Below are 19,327 nucleotides of genomic sequence, written 5' to 3' on the forward strand. Positions count from 1 at the left end.
TCGTCGGCGGGCGCGACGATCGGCCGCACCGCACCGACGGACTCCGCCCGGAGAATGCGGGCACGACCCGTCTCGCTGTGCCAGGCTCAGGGGCATGGACGACACGACGATCCTGAGCCGGATCTCCGATCTGGTCGACGAGGAACACCGGCTGCGCGCCGAGGCGCAGGCCCACGAGGCGGGCACCGACGACGATGCCCGTACCCGGCTGCGTGAGCTGGAGGAGTCCCTCGACCAGTGCTGGGACCTGCTCCGCCGTCGGCGCGCCGCGCGGCAGGCACACGGCGACCCCGACGCTCAGGGCGCACGCCCGGTGCCCGAGGTCGAGCGGTACCTCCAGTAGGGCACCTGTCGGGCTCCGGGTGGCGGCGGGACCGCCACCCGGAGTCCGTCGTCCGTCCCGGCCGACGGCCGGGTTCGGACCGTCAACGCAGGCCGGCCTCGCGGGCCAGCATGTCGGTCAGGGCGTCCGGTTCCGAGGGCAGGCCACGGGCGGTGAACCAGGTGGCGACGACCCGGACGTCCCGGGCCAGGAAGTCCCGCCCCTGCGGGTTGGCCACCACGTCGACCACCTGCGGCAGGTCGATCAGGACCAGCCGCCCCTCGTGCACCAACAGGTTGTACGGCGACAGGTCGCCGTGGGCGTACCCGGCGCGGGCCAGCACCACCAGGGCGTCGACGAGTTGCTCCCACAGCCTGCGCAGCTCACCCGACTCGGGACGCAGCTCGGCCAGCCGGGGCGCGGCCTGCCCCTGGTCGGGGTCACCGAGGAACTCCAGCATCAGCTCGGTGCCGCGCAACTGCACCGGGTACGGCACGGCGACGGTGCCGTACCGTTCGCCGATCTCCCAGAGCCGGGCCAGGGCGGCGAACTCGGCGGCCGCCCACTGCCCGGCGATCATCTGCCGGCCGAACGCGGTCCGCCCGGTCATCGCCCGCATCTCCCGGGAACGGCGGACCCGACGGCCTTCGAGGTATCCGGCGTCGCGGTGGAAGAGCCGGTGCCGGGGATCGCGGTAGCGCTTCGCGGCCAGCAGGCAGGACCGGCCGGTCTCCGGCACGGCCCGGCGGACCAGGTGGACGTCGGCCTCCTTGCCGGTCTTGAGCACCCCGAGTTCGGTGTCCTTCGCGGCCAGGTCGGTGACCAGCCACGCCGGGTGGGGTTGCGGACCGTGGAGCGCGTCGTCCCAGGAGGACCAGACCTCGCCGGTCACCGGGTCGGGCCCGTCGTCCGGGTCGGTCGGGGCGGGGCCGGACGGCCGCCCCCGCTTCAGGAAGTGTGGTTCGTCGTCGTCGAAGCGGCGTTTGCCGCGGGCTCGATGCTCCGGCACCGAGAAGTCGTGATCGCGCACTGCGCTGGTCGTCCCTTGTTCGAGGCGGATGGAGGCAGGAGTTGACCTGCGAAGACGGCCATGACCGACCTCCTCTCCTCGACCGGACCCAGGCCCGGTAGCACGATGCGCGGACCATGTTGGTCGCGTCGGCGCGGCGCGGCAACCGGTTTTCCGCGTCAGGCGCGGGTACGCCCCGCAGCGCCACCCGTGGCACCCATGATCGCGGCGATGGCGGCGATCACGGTGTCGACGGTGACCGTCGGGGCGAACCGGGCGTCCGTCCACGGCCGGCCCCGATGCAGCCAGATGCTGGGCAGGCCGACCGCGGTGGCGCCACCGATGTCGGCCTCCGGGCCGTCGCCGATCACCCAGGCTCCGCGCAGCGGCATCCGGGCCCGCTGCGCGGCCAGCGCGAAGATCCGCGGGTTGGGCTTGCTGACCCCGGCCTCCTCGGAGATCACCCAGTCGGCCACGTACCGGTCCAGGCCGGTCCGCCGGATCTTGGTGTCCTGCTGGCGGACCGCACCGTTGGTGACCACCACCGGCATCCAGCCGGCGTCGTCGGCGATCCGCAGCGCGCAGGCGACCAGTGGATCGAGCCGGGTGAACTCCACGACGCCGTCGTGCAACTCCTCGACCAGGTCGATGGAGGGGATCCGCAGCCGATAGCGGTCCCGGATGGCGTCCGCGACGTCCCACCGGTCGGTCAACCCGTCGGCGTCTATCGACAAGAGCCACTCGATGTCATGCGCGGGCGCGCCGATGCCGTCGAGGAAGCGCTCTGCCCAGGTACGGAACGGCCCGGCTCGATCGAGCAGGGTGTTGTCCAGATCCAGCAGGAGCAGCGGCACTCGGGCACCTTACGGGAATTCGGTACCCGCCCGACAGGGCCGGAGGTTACGCGGTGATGTCGTACCGGCACTGGCCCCGACCGGAACCACATATCCAAGCCGTACGTACGGTTTGCGTTACCCCGGGTGAGCTGACACGATCGAGACGTGCCCAGAGTAAGTCAGGACCAGCTCGACGCTCGCCGACACGAGATCCTCACCGCCGCGCGTGCCTGCTTCGCCCGGCACGGCTACGAGGGCGCCACCGTGCGCCGGCTCGAAGAGGCGACCGGGCTGTCCCGAGGGGCCATCTTCCACCACTTCCGGGACAAGGACTCGCTCTTCCTGGCCGTCGCCGAGGACGACGCGGCGGTGATGGTGGAGACGGTCGCCCGCAACGGTCTGGTCCAGGTCATGCGGGACCTGCTCGCCCGCGCGGTCTCCCCGGACACCACCGGATGGCTCGGCAGTCAACTGGAGGTCTCCCGACGCCTGCGCACCGATCCGGCCTTCGCCAGACGGTGGGCCGAGCGGTCGGCGGCCATCGCCGAGGCCACCCGCGACCGCCTGTCCCGGCAACGCGAGGCCGGGGTGCTGCGCGAGGACGTACCCATCGACGTGCTGGCCCGCTTCCTCGAACTCGCCTACGACGGCCTGGTCCTGCACCTGGCCATGGGGCGACCCGCCGGTGACCTCGGGCCCGTCCTGGACCTGGTCGAGGAAGCCGTGCGCCGCCCCTGAACGATCGGTAACGGCCTGGTAACCCCACCGCCCCGGCCTCGGCACGGTGGCAGCCGCGCTCCACAATGAGTACGCGTCCCCTTCGCGCGACAGGAGCAGGCCATGAAGGATCCCGTGGCGGACTTCCACACCTGGGGCATTCCCAGCCGTACCTTCCTGTTTCTCTACCTGGCGGCGGCGCTCGTCCTCGTCGTCGGCACCCTGATCCAACGCCGGGCGCTGCTGTCCGGCCGCTCCGCGCCCCCCGCCGCCCAGCTCGGCCCGCAGCAGGTCGCCTACCTCAACGGCGGCGAGAACCTGGCGGTCTGGACCGCCATCGGCGCGCTGCGCGGCCAGGGTGTCATCGGGGTGGACCAGCACCACCGGCTGACCGTCGACGCCCCCCTTCCGCCCGGCGCGACCCCGCTCGACCGCGCCGTCCACCACGCCGCCAGCCAGCGCTGCCCCGCCCGCCAGGTCATCACGACCGAGTGGGTGAGCCGGGCGCTCACCGAACTCCGGGAGGGGCTGGACCGGCACGGGTTGCTGGTCACCCCGGAGCAGCGGGCGGCCCTACGGATCGGCCCGCTGCTGATGGCCGTGCTGGCGGCGGTCGGGATCGCGCGCATCTTCGCCGGCGTGGCCAACGGGCGGCCCGTCTGGTATCTCGTGGCCGTCGTACTCGGGCTCCTGGTGGTGACCACGCTGCTGTTCGCCCTGGTGCCCCGACGGACCCGGGCCGCCGACGCGGCGCTGGGGCTCCTCCGCATGCGCAACCACCACCTGGCGCCCCACAGCAACCCGTCGTACGCCACCTACGGCGCTGCCGGCACCGCCATGGCGGTGGCCCTCTACGGCAGCGCCACGATCTGGGCCATGGACCCCACCTTCGCCCAGCAGGCCGAACTCCAGCGCCAGGCGGCCACCAGCACCGGCGGCACCACCGCCTGTGGCGGTGGCAGCACCGCAGGCGCCAGCGACAGTGGCGGTGGCTGCGGTGGTGGAGGCGGCGGCGGATGTGGCGGCGGCGGTGGGTGCGGCGGATGACCGGCCCGTACGGGGTCGGCATCGGCTGGCGACCGGAGATCGCCGGATTCGTCGCGGAGCTGCCCGGCCTGCGCTTCGTCGAGGTGGTCGCGGAGGGCGTGTCCCCCACCGACCCACCGGACGGGCTGGTCGAGCTGCGACGGCGCGGCGTGACCGTGGTGCCGCACGGGGTACGGCTCTCCCTCGGCGGCACCGATCCGGTCGAGCCGGCCCGGGTCGGCCACCTGGCGGCGGTCGCCGAACTGCTGGCGGCACCCCTGGTCAGCGAGCACATCGCCTTCGTCCGGGCCGGTGGGCTGGAGGCCGGACACCTGCTGCCGCTGCCCCGTACCCGCGAGGCGGTCGACGTGGTCTGCGCCAACGTCGCCCGGGCCCGGGCCGACCTGCCCGTGCCGATCGCGCTGGAGCCGATCGCCGCGCTGTTCGACTGGCCGGACGACGAACTCGACGAGGCCACCTTCCTCACCGAGATCCTGGACCGCACCGACGCCCTGCTGCTGCTCGACATCGCCAACGTGCACGCCAACGCCCGTAACCGGGGCACCGACCCGCTCGCCCTGCTGGACCGACTGCCGTTGGACCGCGTCGCGTACGTACACGTCGCCGGCGGCGCCGACCACGGCGGCTTCTACCACGACACCCACACCGACCCGGTCAGCCAGGACGTCCTCGACCTGCTCGCCGAGCTGTGCGCGCGACACCGGCCACCGGCGGTCATGCTGGAACGCGACGGGCACTACCCGCCCGCCGCCGACCTGCGCGCCGAGTTGGACGCCATCGCCACCGCCAGCGGCTTGCCGGTGGTGACGTGAGCACCGACGCCCACGAGCCACCCGCGCCGGGTGGCACGCTGGCCGAGCGGCAGGCACGACTGGTGGCCGCGCTGGTGGCCGGTGGCGCACCGCCACCGGGGTTCGCGCCCGCACCGCTGGCCGCAGCCCGCGCGGCGTTGCTCCGCAAGCGGGCCGGCGAGGTCGCCCGACACTGGCCGCTGCTCACCGCCGCACTCGGCCCACACTGGCCGTCGGCCTTCCTCACCTGGGCCGCCGACCGGCCCACCGGCGGCGGCCTGCGCGACGGCTGGGATCTGGCCCGCGCGCTCCGCGACCGCGCCGAGCTGCCGCCGCTGGGCGCCGAGGAACTCGCCGTGCGCGAAGTCAGCCTGCGCTACGACGGCCGCCGGGCGCCACGCCCCCGCCGGTCCCCCGCGCTCGCGCACGTCGACGGCGCCGTAGCGATCCAACTCGCCGGCCGCACATACCTCCTGCGGAGGTAAGGAAGGGCACCTTGTTAACGCCTGCGGTAGAGCAGGGGTCCCCTCCTAACATCAGCGGTCGGCCGAGCGGACGGACCCGGGGATGCCGGACCCGCACCGGCTGCGGCAGGATCGGTGGCATGGATCTAGGACTCACCGAAAGGGTGTACGTGCTCACCGGCGCCTCGCGCGGCCTCGGTCACGCCACGGCGCGGTGCCTGGTCGCCGACGGCGCCCGGGTCGTGCTCTCGGCCCGGAACGCCGACACCGTGGCCGCCGCCACGGCCGATCTCGGCGGCCCGGAGCACGCCGTCGGCATCACCGCCGACCTCACCGACCCGGACACGCCCGAACGGCTGGTGCACGCCGCCCACGAGCACTTCGGCCGACTCGACGGCGCGCTGGTCTCGGTGGGCGGACCGACCCCCGGCAGCGCCGCCTCGGTCGACGACGAGCAGTGGCGACGTGCCTTCGAGACCATCTTCCTGGGCAGCGTACGGACGGTGCGGACAGTGGCCGGGGCGCTGCCCGACGGAGGCGCCATCGCGCTGGTGCTGTCCACCTCGGTACGAGGACCGGTCACCGGGCTGGGCATCTCCAACGGGCTGCGCCCCGGCCTGGCCGGGGTGGCGAAGGACGTCGCCGACGAGTACGGCCCCCGGGGCGTACGGGTGGTCGGGCTGCTGCCGGGGCGGATCATGACCGACCGCAACCGGGAGCTCTTCGCCGCCAGCGGCGACCCCGAACAGGCCCGCGCCGAAGCCGAGGCCGGCATCCCGCTGCGCCGCATCGGTGCCCCCGACGAGTTCGGGAAGGTGGCCGCGTTCGTGCTCTCCCCGGCCGCGAGCTACCTGACCGGGGTCACCATCCCGGTCGACGGCGGCGCGCTACGCGGCCTGTGACCAGGCAACCGAAGGGCGGCGCTGACCGTCCGGCGACCAGGCGACCGGAAGGCAGCCCCGCCCGTCCGGAGACCGGGCGACCGGAAGGCGGCGCTGCGTGGCCGGTGAACGGGCAAGCAGAGGGCGGCCCGGCGCGAAGCGTCCGTGGCGCGGCGGTGCCGGGTCCCGGACCCGCCGCGCGGACCGACAGCGTGGATCGGGGGTACCGGCCGACCCGGGAGGAGATGTCGGCGGCCGTGGACCGGCTGCTGCCGGACGTCGTCGCCCCCGGATTGGACGTCCTGTTCGTCGGGATCAACCCCGGGCTCTGGTCGGCCGCGACCGGATGGCACTTCGCCCGCCCCGGCAACCGATTCTGGCCGGCACTGCACCGGGGCGGGTTCACCCCACGCCTGATGCACCCCAGCGAGCAGGACGAACTGCCCGGACTGGGACTGGGCATCACCAACGTGGTGGCCCGGGCCAGCGCCCGCGCCGACGAACTGTCCGCCGCCGAACTGGTCGACGGGGCACGGGAGCTGGCCGGCAAGGTCGCCGCGTACCGGCCGCGCTGGGTGGCGGTCGTCGGGGTGACCGCGTACCGGATCGGGTTCGCGCGGCCGAAGGCCACCTTCGGCCGGCAGCCCGAGCCGCTGGGCGGCGCCCACCTCTGGGTCCTGCCGAACCCCAGCGGCCTGAACGCGCACTACACCCCGCAGACGCTGGGTGCCGCCTTCGCCGAACTGCGCGAGGCGACGACCCGGGAGTGACCGCCGTCAGTTGGCGGCGGCGGGCGGCATCGCCTCGTCGGCGAGGTACTCCCGCGACGGGATGATCACCGGCTCCACCATGGCCTGGTCGGTGTGCGGGGTCGGCGAGTCGGCCACCGCGAACTGGGTGCGGTACAACTCGGCGTAGAGGCCACCGACGGCGACCAGTTCATCGTGCCGACCGCGCTCGACGATGCGCCCCTCGTCGAGGACGAGGATCTGGTCGGCGTCGCGGACCGTGGAGAGCCGGTGCGCGATCACCAAGGCGGTACGCCCGGTCAACGCCACCGACAGCGCGCGTTGCACCGCCGCCTCGCTCTCCGAGTCGAGGTGCGCGGTCGCCTCGTCGAGGATCACGATCGACGGTGCCTTGAGCAGCAGCCGGGCGATCGCGATGCGCTGCTTCTCACCGCCGGAGAAGCGGTAGCCGCGCTCGCCGACGGTGGTGTCGAGCCCGTCGGGCAGCGACCGGACCAGATCGGCGACCTGGGCACCGGCCAGTGCCGCCCAGAGTTGGTCGTCGGTGGCGTCCGGCTTGGCGTACCGCAGGTTCTCGGCGATCGTCTCGTGGAACAGGTGCGAATCCTGGGTGACCACACCGATCTCGTCCCGCAGCGATTCGAGGGTGGCGTCCCGGACGTCGACACCGCCGACCAGAACCTGACCGTCGGTGACGTCGTAGATGCGGGAGATCAGCATGGACAGCGTGGACTTGCCCGCGCCGGAGGGCCCGACCAGGGCGACCATCTGCCCGGGATCGACCCGGAAGGAGACGCCCTTGAGCACCGGCTCGTTGACCGTACGGTCCAGCGTGGCGACCTCCTCCAGCGACGCGAGGGAGATCTCGGCGGCGCTCGGGTAGCGGAAGCGCACGTCGCGGAACTCGACCCGGCCCGCGTCCCGGGGCACCGGGACCGCGTCGGACCGCTCCTTGATCGCCGGATCGAGGTCGAGCACCTCGAAGACCCGGTCGAACGAGACCAGCGCGCTCATCACGTCGACCCGGACGTTGCTCAGCGCGGTGAGCGGACCGTAGAGCCGGGTGAGCAGCAACGCGAGCGTCACGACCGTGCCGGCGCTGACCTCGCCGGTGACCGCCAGCCAACCGCCGAGCCCGTAGGTGAGCGCCTGGGCCAGCGAGGCGACCAGCAGCATCGCCACGAAGAACGTCCGCGAGTACATCGCGGAGGTGATGCCGATGTCACGGACCCGCTCGGCACGGGCGGCGAACCGGCCGGCCTCGGCATCGGGGCGCCCGAAGAGCTTCACCAGCAGGGCGCCCGCGACCCCGAACCGTTCCGTCATGGTCGCGTTCATCTTGGCGTCGAGGTTGTACGACTCGCGGGTGATCTCGGCCAGCCGCCGGCCGACCCGCCGGGCCGGGATGATGAACACCGGCAGCAGTACCAGCGACAGCGCGGTGATCTGCCAGGAGAGGGTGAGCATCACGGCGGCGGTGAGCAGCAGTTGGATCACGTTGCTGACCACGCCGGAGAGCGTCGAGGTGAAGGCCCGCTGGGCCCCCATCACGTCGTTGTTGAGCCGGCTGACCAGCGCACCGGTCTGGGTGCGGGTGAAGAACTGCAACGGCATCCGCTGCACGTGGTCGTAGACCCGGGTGCGCAGGTCGAGGATGATGCCCTCGCCGATGCGTGCCGAATACCACCGCTGGGCGAGGGAGAGCATCGCGTCGGCGACGGCCAGGCCGGCGATGAAGAACGCCAGCCGGATCACCAGTGCGCCGGCCTCGTCGCCGCCCCGGGTGATCGCGTCGATGACCTGGCCGGCGAGCAACGGGGTGGCCACCCCGATCACCGCCGCGACGACCACGGTCAGCAGGAACACGACGATGTCGCGACGGTACGGCCGGGCGAACGCCACGATCCGCCGGGCGACACCGCGCTGCAACCGGTGACTGGAGATCTCGTCACCGTTGCGCATCGACCGCAGCATGCTCCAACCGCCCATGCCGCCGGCGGCCATCGGGTTCGACACGCTCACCTCCGGGAAAGGGCCTCAGGATGCCGTCGGGTCAATTCTCCCGACAGCTACGACAACCTCGTGAGTAACCCGGATCTTCCCGAACGGTCCTTACTATTCTGCGTACCCGGCGAGATCGCGGATCCGCCGGGTCTGTGCTTCCCGCTCGGCCCGCTGCTGCTCGGCGTGGGTCCGCCCGGAGGCACCCGCGAGCAGTGCCTTGATCTCCACCACCGCGTCGCGCTGGTGGGCGACCAACCCGGCGGTGAGGTCGCGCACCGCGTCCTCCAGCTCCGCGTTCGGCACCACCAGGGTGGCCAGGCCGAGCCGGTCCGCCTCGGCGGCGTCCATCCGCCGGGCGGTGGTGCAGATCTCCAGCGCACGGGCGTAGCCGACCAACTCGACCAGACGCTTCGTGCCGGCCAGGTCGGGCACCAGACCCAGCGTGACCTCGGCCATGGACAGCTTCGCGTCCTGCGCCAACACCCGCAGGTCGCAGGCGAGGGCGAGTTGGAACCCGGCGCCCATGGCATGCCCCTGCACGGCCGCGACGGAGATGATGTCCGGTCGGTGCAGCCAGGTGAAGCCGCCCTGGAGGGCGGCGATCCGGTCGGCGCACTCCGCTTCCGGCAGTGCGGCCAGCTCGGCGAACGAGCCCGGCCCGGTGGCGCTCACGACCGCCAGGTCGAGGCCGGCGGAGAACGCCCGCCCCTCACCCCGGACGACCACGACACGTACGTCACCGGGCAGGTCTCGGGAGAAATCACTCATCGCGCGCCACATCGACGGGGTCTGCGCGTTGAGCACCTCGGGCCGACACAGCGTGACCGTGGCGATCGGCCCGTCACACTCCAGCCGGACCCCGGTCGCCTCGGTGGTCACCGGGCGGCCCGGGTCACGGTGGTGGTGTACGACGCTGACGGGCGGGTCACGCCTTCTTGCGGCGCCGGGCGCCGCCGCGCTGCCGCAGCTGCACCCCGGACTCGGTGAGCACGCGGTGGATGAACCCGTAGGATCGGCCGGTCGAGGCCGCGAGAGCACGGATGCTCTCTCCTCCGGTATACCGCTTGACGAGGTCCTTGGCGAGCGTCTGACGCTCGGCTCCGACGATCCGGCGACCCTTCTCAGTGCTGGTGGCTGTGCCAGTGGCTGCCATGCTGTGTCCTCACGTCCCAGACTGTGCGGTTCGGATACGGTCCCACCTATTAGACCGCCTCGAACGATCATGCGCCAGATATCAACTATTCGCCAACCGACACGCTATGCAATGTCAGCTTCCCGATAGGTGACGACATCCGGGACCCGACTGCGGGACACCGCGTCGGACCGGCCCGGAGCTGGCCCTCGACGAACCGCCGCCACCCACACGCACGGTGCCGCCGACACCACCGTCCGCCACCGATCCTCACCGCCGGTATAGATGGCGGCCACCGCCCGCCACCGGAGTCGCCCTCGGCCTCCGTGATGCTCCGGTCGGCCCGGTGCCCGTACGCTGCCGGCCATGCTCGACCTGCTCGGCCCCGCGACCGTCGCCGCGGTGGTCTTCGCCGCCACCAACATCGACGACATCGTCGTCCTGACGGTGTTCTTCGTCGCCGCCCGCACCACCGGCCGTCCCCGCGTCGGGCAGATCGTCACCGGTCAGTACCTCGGCATCGGCGCCCTGGTGCTGGTGAGTGCCGTGGTCGCGGCCGGGCTCCTGGTGGTGCCCGACGAGTGGACCGGTCTGCTCGGACTGCTGCCGATCGCCCTCGGCCTCCGCGCGCTGCGGCGACGCGACGACGAGCCGCCCCCGGTGGTCGCCGGTGTGGTCGGCGTGGCCGCCGTGACCGTCGCCAACGGCGCCGACAACGTGGCCGTCTACGTGCCGGTGCTGCGCACCCTCGGTGTCGCCGACGCCGCCGTCTTCGGAGTGGTCTTCGCGGCCCTGGTCGCCGTCTGGTGCGTCGCCGGTGCCTGGCTCGGCGGCCACCCGAGGGTGACCCGGCTGGTCGAACGCACCGGCCACTGGCTGGTGCCGGCGATCTTCATCGGCGTCGGCGTGGTCATCCTGGCCAGCTCCGGCGTCGTCGGTCACCTGCTCGACCTCGCCCGCTGACGTCGGCGCGCGTGTTAGGACGCGCGTGTTAGGACGCGCGTGTTAGGAGGGGACCCTTCCTATACGCCTGGCGTTAGTAGGGGGCCCTTCCTTACACCCGGTGCAAATGGTCAGGCCAGCTCGACCAGTTCGAGCAGGTCGTCGCTCCAGGCGTCCTCGTCGCCGTCGGGCAGCAGGATGGCCCGGTCCGGCTTGAGCGCCAGCACCGCGCCCGGGTCGTGGGTGACCAGGACGATCGCGCCCGGGTAGTTGGCGATCGCGTCGAGCACCTGCTCGCGGCTGACCGGGTCGAGGTTGTTGGTCGGCTCGTCCAGCAGCAGCACGTTCGCGCCGGAGCAGACCAGGGTCGACAGCGCCAGCCGGGTCTTCTCGCCACCGGAGAGCACCCCGGCGGGCTTGTCCACGTCCTCGCCGGAGAAGAGGAACGCACCGAGGATCTTGCGCAGCTCGGTGTCGGTCTGCTCGGTCGAGGCGGCCCGCATGTTCTCCAGCACGGTCCGCTCGATGTCCAGCGTCTCGTGCTCCTGCGCGTAGTAGCCCAGCCGCAGCCCGTGGCCGGGCCGCACCTCGCCGGTGTCCGGCTCCAACAGCCCGCCGAGCATCCGCAGCAGCGTGGTCTTGCCGGCACCGTTGAGCCCGAGGATGGCCACCCGGGAACCCCGGTCCACCGCCACGTTCACGTCCGTGAAGATCTCCAACGACCCGTACGACTTGGAGAGGCCGGACGCGGTCAGCGGAGTCTTGCCGCACGGCGCCGGGGCGGGGAAACGTACCTTGGCCACCTTGTCGCCGACGCGGACCTCATCCAGGCCCGACATCAGGCGTTCGGCCCGCCGGGCCATGTTCTGCGCGGCCACCGTCTTGGTGGCCTTCGCCCGCATCTTGTCCGCCTGGGCCATCAGGGCGCCGGCCTTCTTCTCGGCGTTGGCCCGCTCCCGACGCCGCCGCCGCTCGTCGGTCTCCCGCGCCTCCAGGTACGCCTTCCAGCCCAGGTTGTAGACGTCGACCACGGACCGGGTGGCGTCGAGGAACCAGACCTTGTTGACCACCGACTCCAGCAGCGACCCGTCGTGCGAGATCACCACCAGCCCGCCCTTGTGGTTGGCGAGGAAACCGCGCAGCCAGGTGATCGAGTCGGCGTCGAGGTGGTTGGTGGGCTCGTCGAGCAGCAGAATCCCGCCGCCGTTGTCGGCCGCGTCGCGGAACAGGATCCGGGCCAGCTCGATGCGCCGACGTTGACCGCCGGAGAGGGTGCCGATGGTCTGGGCGAGCGCCCGGTCGGGCAGCCCCAGGTTCGCGCAGATCCGGGCCGCCTCGGCCTCGGCCGCGTACCCGCCGAGCGCGGCGAACTGGTCCTCCAGCGCGCCGTACCGACGGACCAGCTTCTCGTCACCGCCGTCGGCGAGCTTCTCCTCCAGGTCCTTCATTCCGGCCATCAGCTTGTCCAGGCCCCGGGCGGAGAGCACCCGGTCGCGGCCGGTGACCTCCAGGTCGCCGGTACGCGGGTCCTGTGGCAGGTAGCCGACGGCGCTGCGCCGGTCGATCTGTCCGGCGTACGGCTGTCCCTCACCGGCGAGCACCTTGAGGGTGGTGGTCTTGCCGGCACCGTTGCGGCCGACCAGGCCGATCCGGTCGCCCGGCTGCACCCGCAGCGTGGTGTCGGACAGCAGGATCCGGGCGCCGGCGCGCAGTTCCAGGCCGCTGGCAGTGATCATGTCGGGGTACTCGCTCTCGGGATCCGCAGGGCTGACTCAGGGCACACGAAAGCGCCGGCGGATCATGGTGACCCGTCGGCGCGGGGCGTTCAGCCTTCGCAGAGCAGCACGGGTCGATTGTACCGGGCCCCGGTGAACGGCGAACGCGGATTACCGACCAAGATCGTCGGGTACCGATTCGCCGTCCGGACCGGTTCCGGCCCGCGAGCCACCGACTGATCGGGGTCATCATGGAGCTGAACGAGAATGCGCGGATCGACACCAGCCAGGTGGAGGACCGGCGAGGTGGTGGTGGAGGGGGAGGCGGGCTGGGCATCCCCATCCCGATCGGCGGTGGTCGCGGCGGCATCGTCGGAATCGTCATCGCCGTGCTGGTGGCGCTGGTGGGCGGCGGCTTCGGGCTGAACGCCATGACCGGCGGCGAGCAGGGCGACAACACCGCGTTGGAGCAGCGCTGCGAGGCCCCGGACGCCCTGGAGCAGCTCGACTGCCGCAACAGCCTCTACGTCAACTCGATCCAGGCGTACTGGCGGACCGCCCTGCCGGAGGCGTTCGGCGAGCAGTACCGGCCGACCCGTACCGTCTTCTTCGACCAGGCCGTCAACACCGCGTGCGGCCAGGCCGACTCGGGCGTCGGCCCGTTCTACTGCCCGGCCGACTCGCTGGTCTACATCGACCTCTCCTTCTACGAGGTGCTCGCCACGCAGCTCGGCGCCACCGGTGAGTTCGCCCAGCCGTACGTGCTGGCCCACGAGTACGGCCACCACGTGCAGAACCTGCTCGGCACCAACGAGCAGGTCCGCCGCCAGCAGCAGCGGGACCCGGGCAACGCCAACGACCTGTCGGTCCGCCTGGAGTTGCAGGCCGACTGCTTCGCCGGCGCCTGGGCCAAGAACGCCACCGGCACCGCCGACGACCGCGGCCAGAAGATCTTCACCAGCATCACCGAGCAGGACATCGCCGAGGCCATCGACACCGCCGAGGCCATCGGCGACGACGCCATCTCCCGGCGCGCCGACCGGCCGGTGAACCCGGAGGAGTTCACGCACGGCTCCTCGGCCGACCGCAAGCGCTGGTTCAACCGTGGCTACGAGTCCGGCACCCCGGCCTCCTGCGACACCTTCAGCGGCGCGATCTGACGCGGTGCGGACGGGCCCCGGTCGACGCCTGGAAGGGCGTCGACCGGGGCCGTCCGTGTCCGACGTGACGACGCCTCAGGCAGGATCGCGGATCAGGATGTGCACGGCGCGGGCGGCGGTGATCGCGGCCAGCAGCACCGCGTACCGGGGCTCGGGTACGTCGAGCAGCCGGTCGGCACGCAGTGCGGCCAGTGGGGCGAGTCGGCGCTCGGCGAGCACGGTGTCCACGGCCCGCCGGTCGCCACCGGCGACCACCGCGTCCAACCGCTCGGCCTGCGGCAGCAGCAGCCGGGCCGCCAGGTCGACGGCGTCGGCGAGGGCGGCCTTGGCCTGGTTGTCGCGCCGCCGGGCGAACCGCTGCTGGGACCAGCCACCGGCGGCGGTGCGCCCCTGCACGTACCGTGTGTCGACCTTGTGCACCGGCAGCTTCTCCCCCTCCGCGACGCCGACCGCCACCGCGCCCTTGCGCGCCAGCAGCAGTCCGATCCGGCGGGACACGACGGCCTCCGCCGCGAAGGTGTCCAGGTCTGCGGTGGCCGGCGAGCCCGGTGGGGTGTGCAGTTCGGCGGTGGCACCGTCCGGGGCGGTGAGCAGGAGTCCGTACTCCTGCGCGGTGGTGGTGGGTGGACCGTGCCGGTCGGCGAAGCCGGCCACCCAGCGTTCGGTCCGGGCCGGGTCGATCTCGACCCACCGGCCTCCCCCGGCGGCGGGTCGGCTGCTCATCACCCGACCTTACGGCAGACGGACGGGGCGGTACCGTCCGGCGGAAGCGGATCGGCGGCGCCGGGTCCCTCAGTCGCTCGGCGCGAGGTGGACCAGCAGGTCGGCGCAGCGGCGCGATTCGGCGATGACCGCCGCGTTGGCCTGGTCGCTGCCCTGTGCCCAGGCGCGGGCCGCGTCGGGTGTCCTGCCGAAGGCGACGTGGCGGGCGACGAGCCGGTCGAGGCGGACCTCCTCGGCCACCTCCAGATACCAGGTGGTGTCGAGCAGGTCGCGGACGAACTTCCACGGATGCGAGTCGAGCAGCAGGTAGTTGCCCTCGGTGACCACGATCGGGGTGCTGCGGGGCACCGGGATGCTGGAACCGATCGGCTCCTCGATGTCGCGGCGGAACGTCGGCGCGTAGACGACCTCGTCGGTCTGGTCGCGTAGCCGGCGGAGCAGGGCGAGGTAGCCGTCCGCGTCGAAGGTGTCCGCAGCGCCCTTGCGGTCGGCGCGGCCGAGTGCGCCGAGGACCTCGTTGCTCAGGTGGAAGCCGTCCATCGGCACCAGGACGGCGTCCGGGCCGAGCTGCCGGACAAGGGCCTCCGCGACGGTGCTCTTGCCCGCGCCGGGCGGCCCGACGATCCCGATGAGCGTACGGGCGGCGCCCGCCGACATCGCCCGGGCGCGGTCGGCGAGTCCGCCGAGCGTCAGGGTGTCAGCCGGCGGCCAGGACACTGTCCACGCTCCCCTGTGTCTGGTGCGGCACGGCGCCGCAGCCGCACGAGTCCCGGTGCCGGAAGGTGGCCGGCACCACCACGGACTGCGGGGCGCGGTCCGGTCGCCGGATCCGGGCGAGCAGGAGTTCGACGGCGGTCGAGGCGAGTCGGGCGGCGTCCTGCGCCATCGCCGAGATCTGCGGGTCGAACAGGTCGGCCCATTCGAAGTCGTCGTAGCAGACCAGGGCGATGTCGTGCGGCACCTTCAACCCGGTACGCCGGATGGCGCGGAGCGCGCCCAGGGTCATCTGGTTGTTCGAGACGACCAGGGCGGTGGCCGGTTCGTCCGAGGCGAGGTGCTCGACGAGGCGCTGCTCCGTGGTGCGTTCGTCGGACTCACCGGCGATGACCAGCCCCGGGTCGTCCGCCAGCCCCAGTTCCGCGACGGCCCGCTGGTATCCGGCGAGCCGGTCCTGGGCCGACATCTCCCGCATGGCGCCCCGGACGTAGCCGATCCGGTGGTGCCCCTGCGCCGCCAGGTGGGCCGTGAGGTGGTGGATCGAATCCAGGCACTCGGAGTAGACCTGGTCGCCCGGCAGGGTCGACCGGCGGTCGAGGAAGATCGTCGGCAACTGCTCGTCGAGCAGCTTCTGCAGGCACTGGGTGAGTTCGCCGTGGCCTTCGAGCGGATTCACGATCAGGCCGCTCACCCGCCGCGCCAGCAGGTGGTTGATCACGTCCAACTCGACCTCGGGGTCGTCGTTGGTGTCGGCCAGGATCAGGGTGTACCCGGCCCGTCGCAGGTGCCGCTCGATGTCCCGGATGAGCGCGGCGAAGTACGGGTTGGTGACCACGGACATCGCCAGCCCGATGGTGTCCGTGGACTGCGTGGCCAGGGCCCGGGCGGCGAGGTTGTGCCGGTAACCGGTCGACTCCAGCGCCTTGCGCACGAGTTCCTCGGTCTCCGGGGCGACCTTGCGCGTCTTGTTGAGCACGTGCGACACGGTCGTCGTCGACACTCCGGCGATCCGTGCTACCTCGGCCATCGTCGCCACTCGTTTTGCACCCTTTCCCCCGGCTCGCCACCTGTCCTACGGCTGCCGGGACCACGGCGAGAAGGAGCTCAATCTAACCAAAAGCAAGCCCTTGCGCAAGCGGTTGCGCGGGGGTAAAGTTCCGCCATCTTCACGGTACGCAAGCGGTTGCGCATCTGATGAAGTGCTGGTGGGGATGCCCGACGACGCAACACGGCCCGGCAGGACGACGGTAGGCGGAACTCCCCTGATGTGGTCTGACTAGTCGACAAGGATCTGGTGGCATGAAGAGGACACTCCGGACAGTAATCGGTGTAGCCATGGCCGGCGCGCTCGCCTTCTCGGTGGCCGCCTGTGGCAACGACTCCGCCGCGGAGGGCGGCGAGGAGCAGTTGACCATCGGGTTCGTCCCGGGCATCGCCTCCGACCCCTTCTTCCGCGCCATGCAGGTCGGCGCCGAGGCGAAGGCCCAGGAGCTGGGCATCAGGCTGCTGTGGCAGGGCGCTCCGGACGAGTACTCGCCCCAGTCGCAGATCCCGTTCGTCGACTCGATGCTCACCCAGCAGGTGGACGGGCTCGTCCTCGTCCCCACCGACCCGGACGCGCTGCAGCCCAGCGTCACCAAGGCGCAGTCGGCGAACATCCCGGTCGTCACCGTCGACACCACGGTCACCGACCAGAGCTACCTCACCTCGGCGATCACCGGTGACAACCGTGAGGGCGGCCGGCAGGCGGCCCAGACCCTGGCCGAGCAGATCGGGGAGTCCGGAGAGGTCTTCCTGATGTCCGGCTCGCCGACGGCGACCACCAACCAGCTCCGCGAGGAGGGCTTCACCGAGGAGCTGAAGAAGTACCCGGGCATCACCCTCGTCGGCAAGGAGTACGCCAACAGCCAGCCGGCCAGGGCGACCTCGGCGGTCAACACGATCCTGCTGAAGCACCCGAACCTCAAGGGCATCTTCGCCGTGGACGGCACCTCCGGCTCCGGCACCGTGGCGGCGCTGCGCAACGCGGGCAAGGCCGAGCAGGTCAAGCTCATCGGCTACGACGCGTACGACAACCAGGTGGCCGACCTCAAGGCCGGCATCTACAGCGCTCTCGTCGCCCAGAAGCCCGGCGACCAGGCCGCGCTCGCCCTGCAGAACCTGGTGGACACGATCCGCGGCCAGAACGTCGACAGCATCGAGAAGGACGTCGTGATGACGAACGTCGTGATGACCAACGACAACCTGGCCGAGACCGAGCAGTACCAGTACCCGACCCAGTAGTCGGCGGCGATCAGGGGAATGCGGATCTCAGGAGGAGGAGCACCATGACGGCCGACACCACACAGGCGGCGACCGAGACGCGCGCCAGCCGCCTGATGGCGACACTGCTACGGCAGGACGTGATCCTGCTCGGCGTCCTCATCGTCATGGTGGTCTTCTTCACGGCGATGAACCCGCTGTTCTTCAGCCGGTTCGCCTTCGCCAACATCCTGCAGGACTGGGCCCCGGTCATGCTGTTGGCGATCGGGCAGACGTACGTCATCATCACCGGCGGCATCGACCTGTCGGTCGGATCCACGCTCGGATTGAGCGGCGTGGCCTGTGCGATGACGATGAGGTCCCTGAACGAGGGTGGAACGGCCACCGCCACGACCATCGCCGTCGGCGTGGTGGTGGCCCTCGCCACCGGTCTCGCGGTCGGCCTGGTCAACGGGCTGCTGATCACCCGGGCCAAGTTGGCGCCCTTCATCGCCACGCTGGCCACCATGGGTGCCGCCGCCGGTCTGACGCTGGTGCTGACCGGCGGCGTCCAGATCGCCGGCGGCCCGGCCGAGGTGATCCGGCTCGGCAACACGCAGTACCTCAACCTGCTGACCGTCCCACTGATCATCGTGCTCGGTGTGCTGGCGGTCGCGTGGCTGACGCTCAGTTTCACCCGGTTCGGCCGCTGGACGTACGCGGTGGGGTCGAACGGATTCGCCGCGCGGGGTGCCGGGATCAACGTCGAACGGCACCTGCTGAAGGTGTACATGCTGGCCGGGTTGATGGCCGGCCTGGCCGGGTTGTTCGTCTACTTCCGGCTCGGCTCGGGCTCGCCCACCTCCGGCCAGGGCCAGGAGCTGGCGGCGATCGCCGCGGCGGTCATCGGCGGCACCAGCCTGGCGGGCGGCGTCGGGCGGATGTCCGGCACCGTGCTCGGCGCACTCATCACGACGGCGGTCCTCAGCGGCCTGATCCTGATCGGCGTCGCACCGAACTGGCAGCAGGTCGTCATCGGCGTCCTGATCGCCGTCGCGGTCGGGGTCCAGCAGATCAACATCCGTACCAGGAGGGGAGCCGGCCGTGGCTGACGCACCCATCTACGAGGCCCGCGAGGTCACCAAGTCCTACGGCAGCGTCCGGGCGCTGACCGACGTCAACCTGTCCCTGCGGGCCGGAGAGATCATCGGTCTGGTCGGCGACAACGGGGCCGGCAAGTCGACGCTGGTGAAGGTGCTCTCCGGCGTGCACCGGCCGGACACCGGCGGCGTGTATCTCGACGGCGTGGCACAGGAGTGGAAGTCGCCGCACGACGCGCTCCAGGCCGGCATCGAGACGCTGTACCAGGACTCCGGGCTCTGCCCCGACCTCACCATCAGCGGCAACGTCTTCCTAGGCCGGGAACGCCGTCGGCCGGGGCTGCTCGGCAAGCTCGGATTCCTCGACAACAAGGCCATGGCCCGCGTCGCGCACGAGGAGTTGGAGCGTGCCGGGATCGGCCTGACGACCGGCGTACGGCGCAACGTCAACCAGCTCTCCGGTGGGCAGCGGCAGGCCGTCGCCATCGGCCGCGCCGTCGCCTGGGCCCGCAAGGTGATCATCCTGGACGAGCCCACCAACCACCTCGGCGCCCGGCAGTCGGGCGAGGTGCTGAAGGTGATCGCGGGAGCCCGGGAACGGGGTCTGGGCGTCATCTTCATCTCGCACACGCTGCCGCACGTGCTCCAGGTGACCGACCGCATCGTCGTGCTGCGCCTCGGCCGGGTCGTGGCCGACGAGCCGACGTCGTCGTTCACCCCGGACTCGCTGCTGAAGGTGATCACCGGTCTGCACACTCCCGAGCCGAGGAGCTAGGC

The 19,327-nt window shown here is 71.7% G+C and carries 21 protein-coding genes; 12 read left to right on the top strand and 9 right to left on the bottom strand.

Going from position 1 to position 19,327, the window contains the following annotated elements; translation table 11 throughout:
• Positions 1 to 94: 94 nt before the first annotated feature.
• Positions 95 to 343, top strand: a complete 249-nt coding sequence (locus tag HUT12_RS22480) for a DUF2630 family protein (RefSeq protein WP_131054876.1) — start codon at positions 95 to 97, stop codon at positions 341 to 343.
• Positions 344 to 425: 82 nt separating this feature from the next.
• Here the strand turns inward: HUT12_RS22480 and HUT12_RS22485 are convergent, their stop codons facing one another.
• A complete protein-coding gene (locus HUT12_RS22485; protein ID WP_176094618.1) occupies positions 426 to 1,352 on the bottom strand; it encodes a serine protein kinase RIO in 927 nt (308 codons plus the stop codon).
• A 158-nt stretch (positions 1,353 to 1,510) separates the two neighbouring features.
• On the bottom strand, positions 1,511 to 2,185 hold the full coding sequence (locus tag HUT12_RS22490) for an HAD family hydrolase (RefSeq protein ID WP_131054878.1): 675 nt from the start codon (positions 2,183 to 2,185) through the stop codon (positions 1,511 to 1,513).
• Positions 2,186 to 2,332: 147 nt separating this feature from the next.
• Between HUT12_RS22490 and HUT12_RS22495 the strand changes: the two genes are divergently transcribed.
• From HUT12_RS22495 to mug, 6 genes are all read left to right on the top strand, one after another.
• Positions 2,333 to 2,905 (top strand): TetR/AcrR family transcriptional regulator, encoded by a 573-nt coding sequence (locus tag HUT12_RS22495; protein WP_131054879.1) that lies wholly within the window; start codon positions 2,333 to 2,335, stop codon positions 2,903 to 2,905.
• Positions 2,906 to 3,007: 102 nt separating this feature from the next.
• The gene (locus tag HUT12_RS22500) at positions 3,008 to 3,931 is read left to right on the top strand and encodes a TIGR04222 domain-containing membrane protein (RefSeq protein WP_176094619.1); all 924 of its coding nucleotides are present in this window, start codon (positions 3,008 to 3,010) and stop codon (positions 3,929 to 3,931) included.
• The gene (locus HUT12_RS22505; protein WP_131054881.1) at positions 3,928 to 4,743 is read left to right on the top strand and encodes a DUF692 domain-containing protein; all 816 of its coding nucleotides are present in this window, start codon (positions 3,928 to 3,930) and stop codon (positions 4,741 to 4,743) included. Before HUT12_RS22500 ends, HUT12_RS22505 begins: the two co-directional genes overlap by 4 nt.
• Entirely contained in the window at positions 4,740 to 5,207 is a 468-nt protein-coding gene (locus HUT12_RS22510; protein WP_176094620.1) for a hypothetical protein, read from the top strand. Before HUT12_RS22505 ends, HUT12_RS22510 begins: the two co-directional genes overlap by 4 nt.
• Positions 5,208 to 5,326: 119 nt before the next feature.
• The gene (locus HUT12_RS22515) at positions 5,327 to 6,088 is read left to right on the top strand and encodes an SDR family oxidoreductase (protein ID WP_176094621.1); all 762 of its coding nucleotides are present in this window, start codon (positions 5,327 to 5,329) and stop codon (positions 6,086 to 6,088) included.
• 224 nt (positions 6,089 to 6,312) lie between these two features.
• The gene (gene mug, locus HUT12_RS22520) at positions 6,313 to 6,837 is read left to right on the top strand and encodes a G/U mismatch-specific DNA glycosylase (RefSeq protein ID WP_176095927.1); all 525 of its coding nucleotides are present in this window, start codon (positions 6,313 to 6,315) and stop codon (positions 6,835 to 6,837) included.
• Positions 6,838 to 6,843: 6 nt separating this feature from the next.
• Here mug and HUT12_RS22525 read toward each other — a convergent pair whose 3' ends face one another.
• The 3 genes from HUT12_RS22525 to HUT12_RS22535 form a co-directional block, all read right to left on the bottom strand.
• Positions 6,844 to 8,820: an ABC transporter ATP-binding protein gene (locus tag HUT12_RS22525; RefSeq protein ID WP_176095928.1), complete on the bottom strand. Its 1,977-nt coding sequence runs from the start codon at positions 8,818 to 8,820 to the stop codon at positions 6,844 to 6,846.
• A gap of 111 nt (positions 8,821 to 8,931) precedes the next feature.
• Complete coding sequence (locus HUT12_RS22530; RefSeq protein ID WP_176094622.1) at positions 8,932 to 9,699, bottom strand: enoyl-CoA hydratase/isomerase family protein; 768 nt, start codon at positions 9,697 to 9,699, stop codon at positions 8,932 to 8,934.
• Positions 9,700 to 9,745: 46 nt separating this feature from the next.
• Complete coding sequence (locus HUT12_RS22535; protein ID WP_007072022.1) at positions 9,746 to 9,973, bottom strand: helix-turn-helix domain-containing protein; 228 nt, start codon at positions 9,971 to 9,973, stop codon at positions 9,746 to 9,748.
• A gap of 345 nt (positions 9,974 to 10,318) precedes the next feature.
• Here HUT12_RS22535 and HUT12_RS22540 point away from each other — a divergent pair, with 345 nt between their 5' ends.
• Positions 10,319 to 10,915, top strand: coding sequence for a cadmium resistance transporter (locus HUT12_RS22540; RefSeq protein ID WP_176094623.1), 597 nt, complete (start codon positions 10,319 to 10,321; stop codon positions 10,913 to 10,915).
• Between the two features lie 110 nt (positions 10,916 to 11,025).
• Here the strand turns inward: HUT12_RS22540 and HUT12_RS22545 are convergent, their stop codons facing one another.
• On the bottom strand, positions 11,026 to 12,630 hold the full coding sequence (locus HUT12_RS22545; RefSeq protein ID WP_131052838.1) for an ABC-F family ATP-binding cassette domain-containing protein: 1,605 nt from the start codon (positions 12,628 to 12,630) through the stop codon (positions 11,026 to 11,028).
• Between the two features lie 230 nt (positions 12,631 to 12,860).
• Between HUT12_RS22545 and HUT12_RS22550 the strand changes: the two genes are divergently transcribed.
• Positions 12,861 to 13,769, top strand: a complete 909-nt coding sequence (locus HUT12_RS22550) for a neutral zinc metallopeptidase (RefSeq protein WP_131052839.1) — start codon at positions 12,861 to 12,863, stop codon at positions 13,767 to 13,769.
• A 75-nt stretch (positions 13,770 to 13,844) separates the two neighbouring features.
• On the opposite strand, the gene HUT12_RS22555 is transcribed toward HUT12_RS22550, so the two are convergent.
• The 3 genes from HUT12_RS22555 to HUT12_RS22565 all read right to left on the bottom strand — a co-directional run bounded on the left by HUT12_RS22555 (position 13,845) and on the right by HUT12_RS22565 (position 16,236).
• The gene (locus tag HUT12_RS22555; protein ID WP_303393496.1) at positions 13,845 to 14,492 is read right to left on the bottom strand and encodes an acVLRF1 family peptidyl-tRNA hydrolase; all 648 of its coding nucleotides are present in this window, start codon (positions 14,490 to 14,492) and stop codon (positions 13,845 to 13,847) included.
• 69 nt (positions 14,493 to 14,561) lie between these two features.
• Positions 14,562 to 15,209, bottom strand: coding sequence for a nucleoside/nucleotide kinase family protein (locus tag HUT12_RS22560; RefSeq protein ID WP_303393497.1), 648 nt, complete (start codon positions 15,207 to 15,209; stop codon positions 14,562 to 14,564).
• Complete coding sequence (locus HUT12_RS22565) at positions 15,190 to 16,236, bottom strand: LacI family DNA-binding transcriptional regulator (protein WP_131052841.1); 1,047 nt, start codon at positions 16,234 to 16,236, stop codon at positions 15,190 to 15,192. The genes HUT12_RS22560 and HUT12_RS22565 overlap by 20 nt, the downstream gene beginning before the upstream one ends.
• A 272-nt stretch (positions 16,237 to 16,508) precedes the next feature.
• Between HUT12_RS22565 and HUT12_RS22570 the strand changes: the two genes are divergently transcribed.
• The 3 genes from HUT12_RS22570 to HUT12_RS22580 are packed head-to-tail and all read left to right on the top strand — an operon-like array spanning position 16,509 to position 19,325.
• Positions 16,509 to 17,492 carry an ABC transporter substrate-binding protein gene (locus tag HUT12_RS22570; RefSeq protein ID WP_176094624.1) on the top strand — a complete coding sequence of 328 codons (984 nt, stop codon included), beginning with the start codon at positions 16,509 to 16,511 and terminating at the stop codon, positions 17,490 to 17,492.
• Positions 17,493 to 17,536: 44 nt separating this feature from the next.
• On the top strand, positions 17,537 to 18,562 hold the full coding sequence (locus HUT12_RS22575) for an ABC transporter permease (protein ID WP_176094625.1): 1,026 nt from the start codon (positions 17,537 to 17,539) through the stop codon (positions 18,560 to 18,562).
• Complete coding sequence (locus HUT12_RS22580) at positions 18,555 to 19,325, top strand: ATP-binding cassette domain-containing protein (protein ID WP_131052844.1); 771 nt, start codon at positions 18,555 to 18,557, stop codon at positions 19,323 to 19,325. Before HUT12_RS22575 ends, HUT12_RS22580 begins: the two co-directional genes overlap by 8 nt.
• Positions 19,326 to 19,327: the final 2 nt, after the last annotated feature.

This window comes from Verrucosispora sp. NA02020, from assembly GCF_013364215.1.
Classification (GTDB): domain Bacteria; phylum Actinomycetota; class Actinomycetes; order Mycobacteriales; family Micromonosporaceae; genus Micromonospora.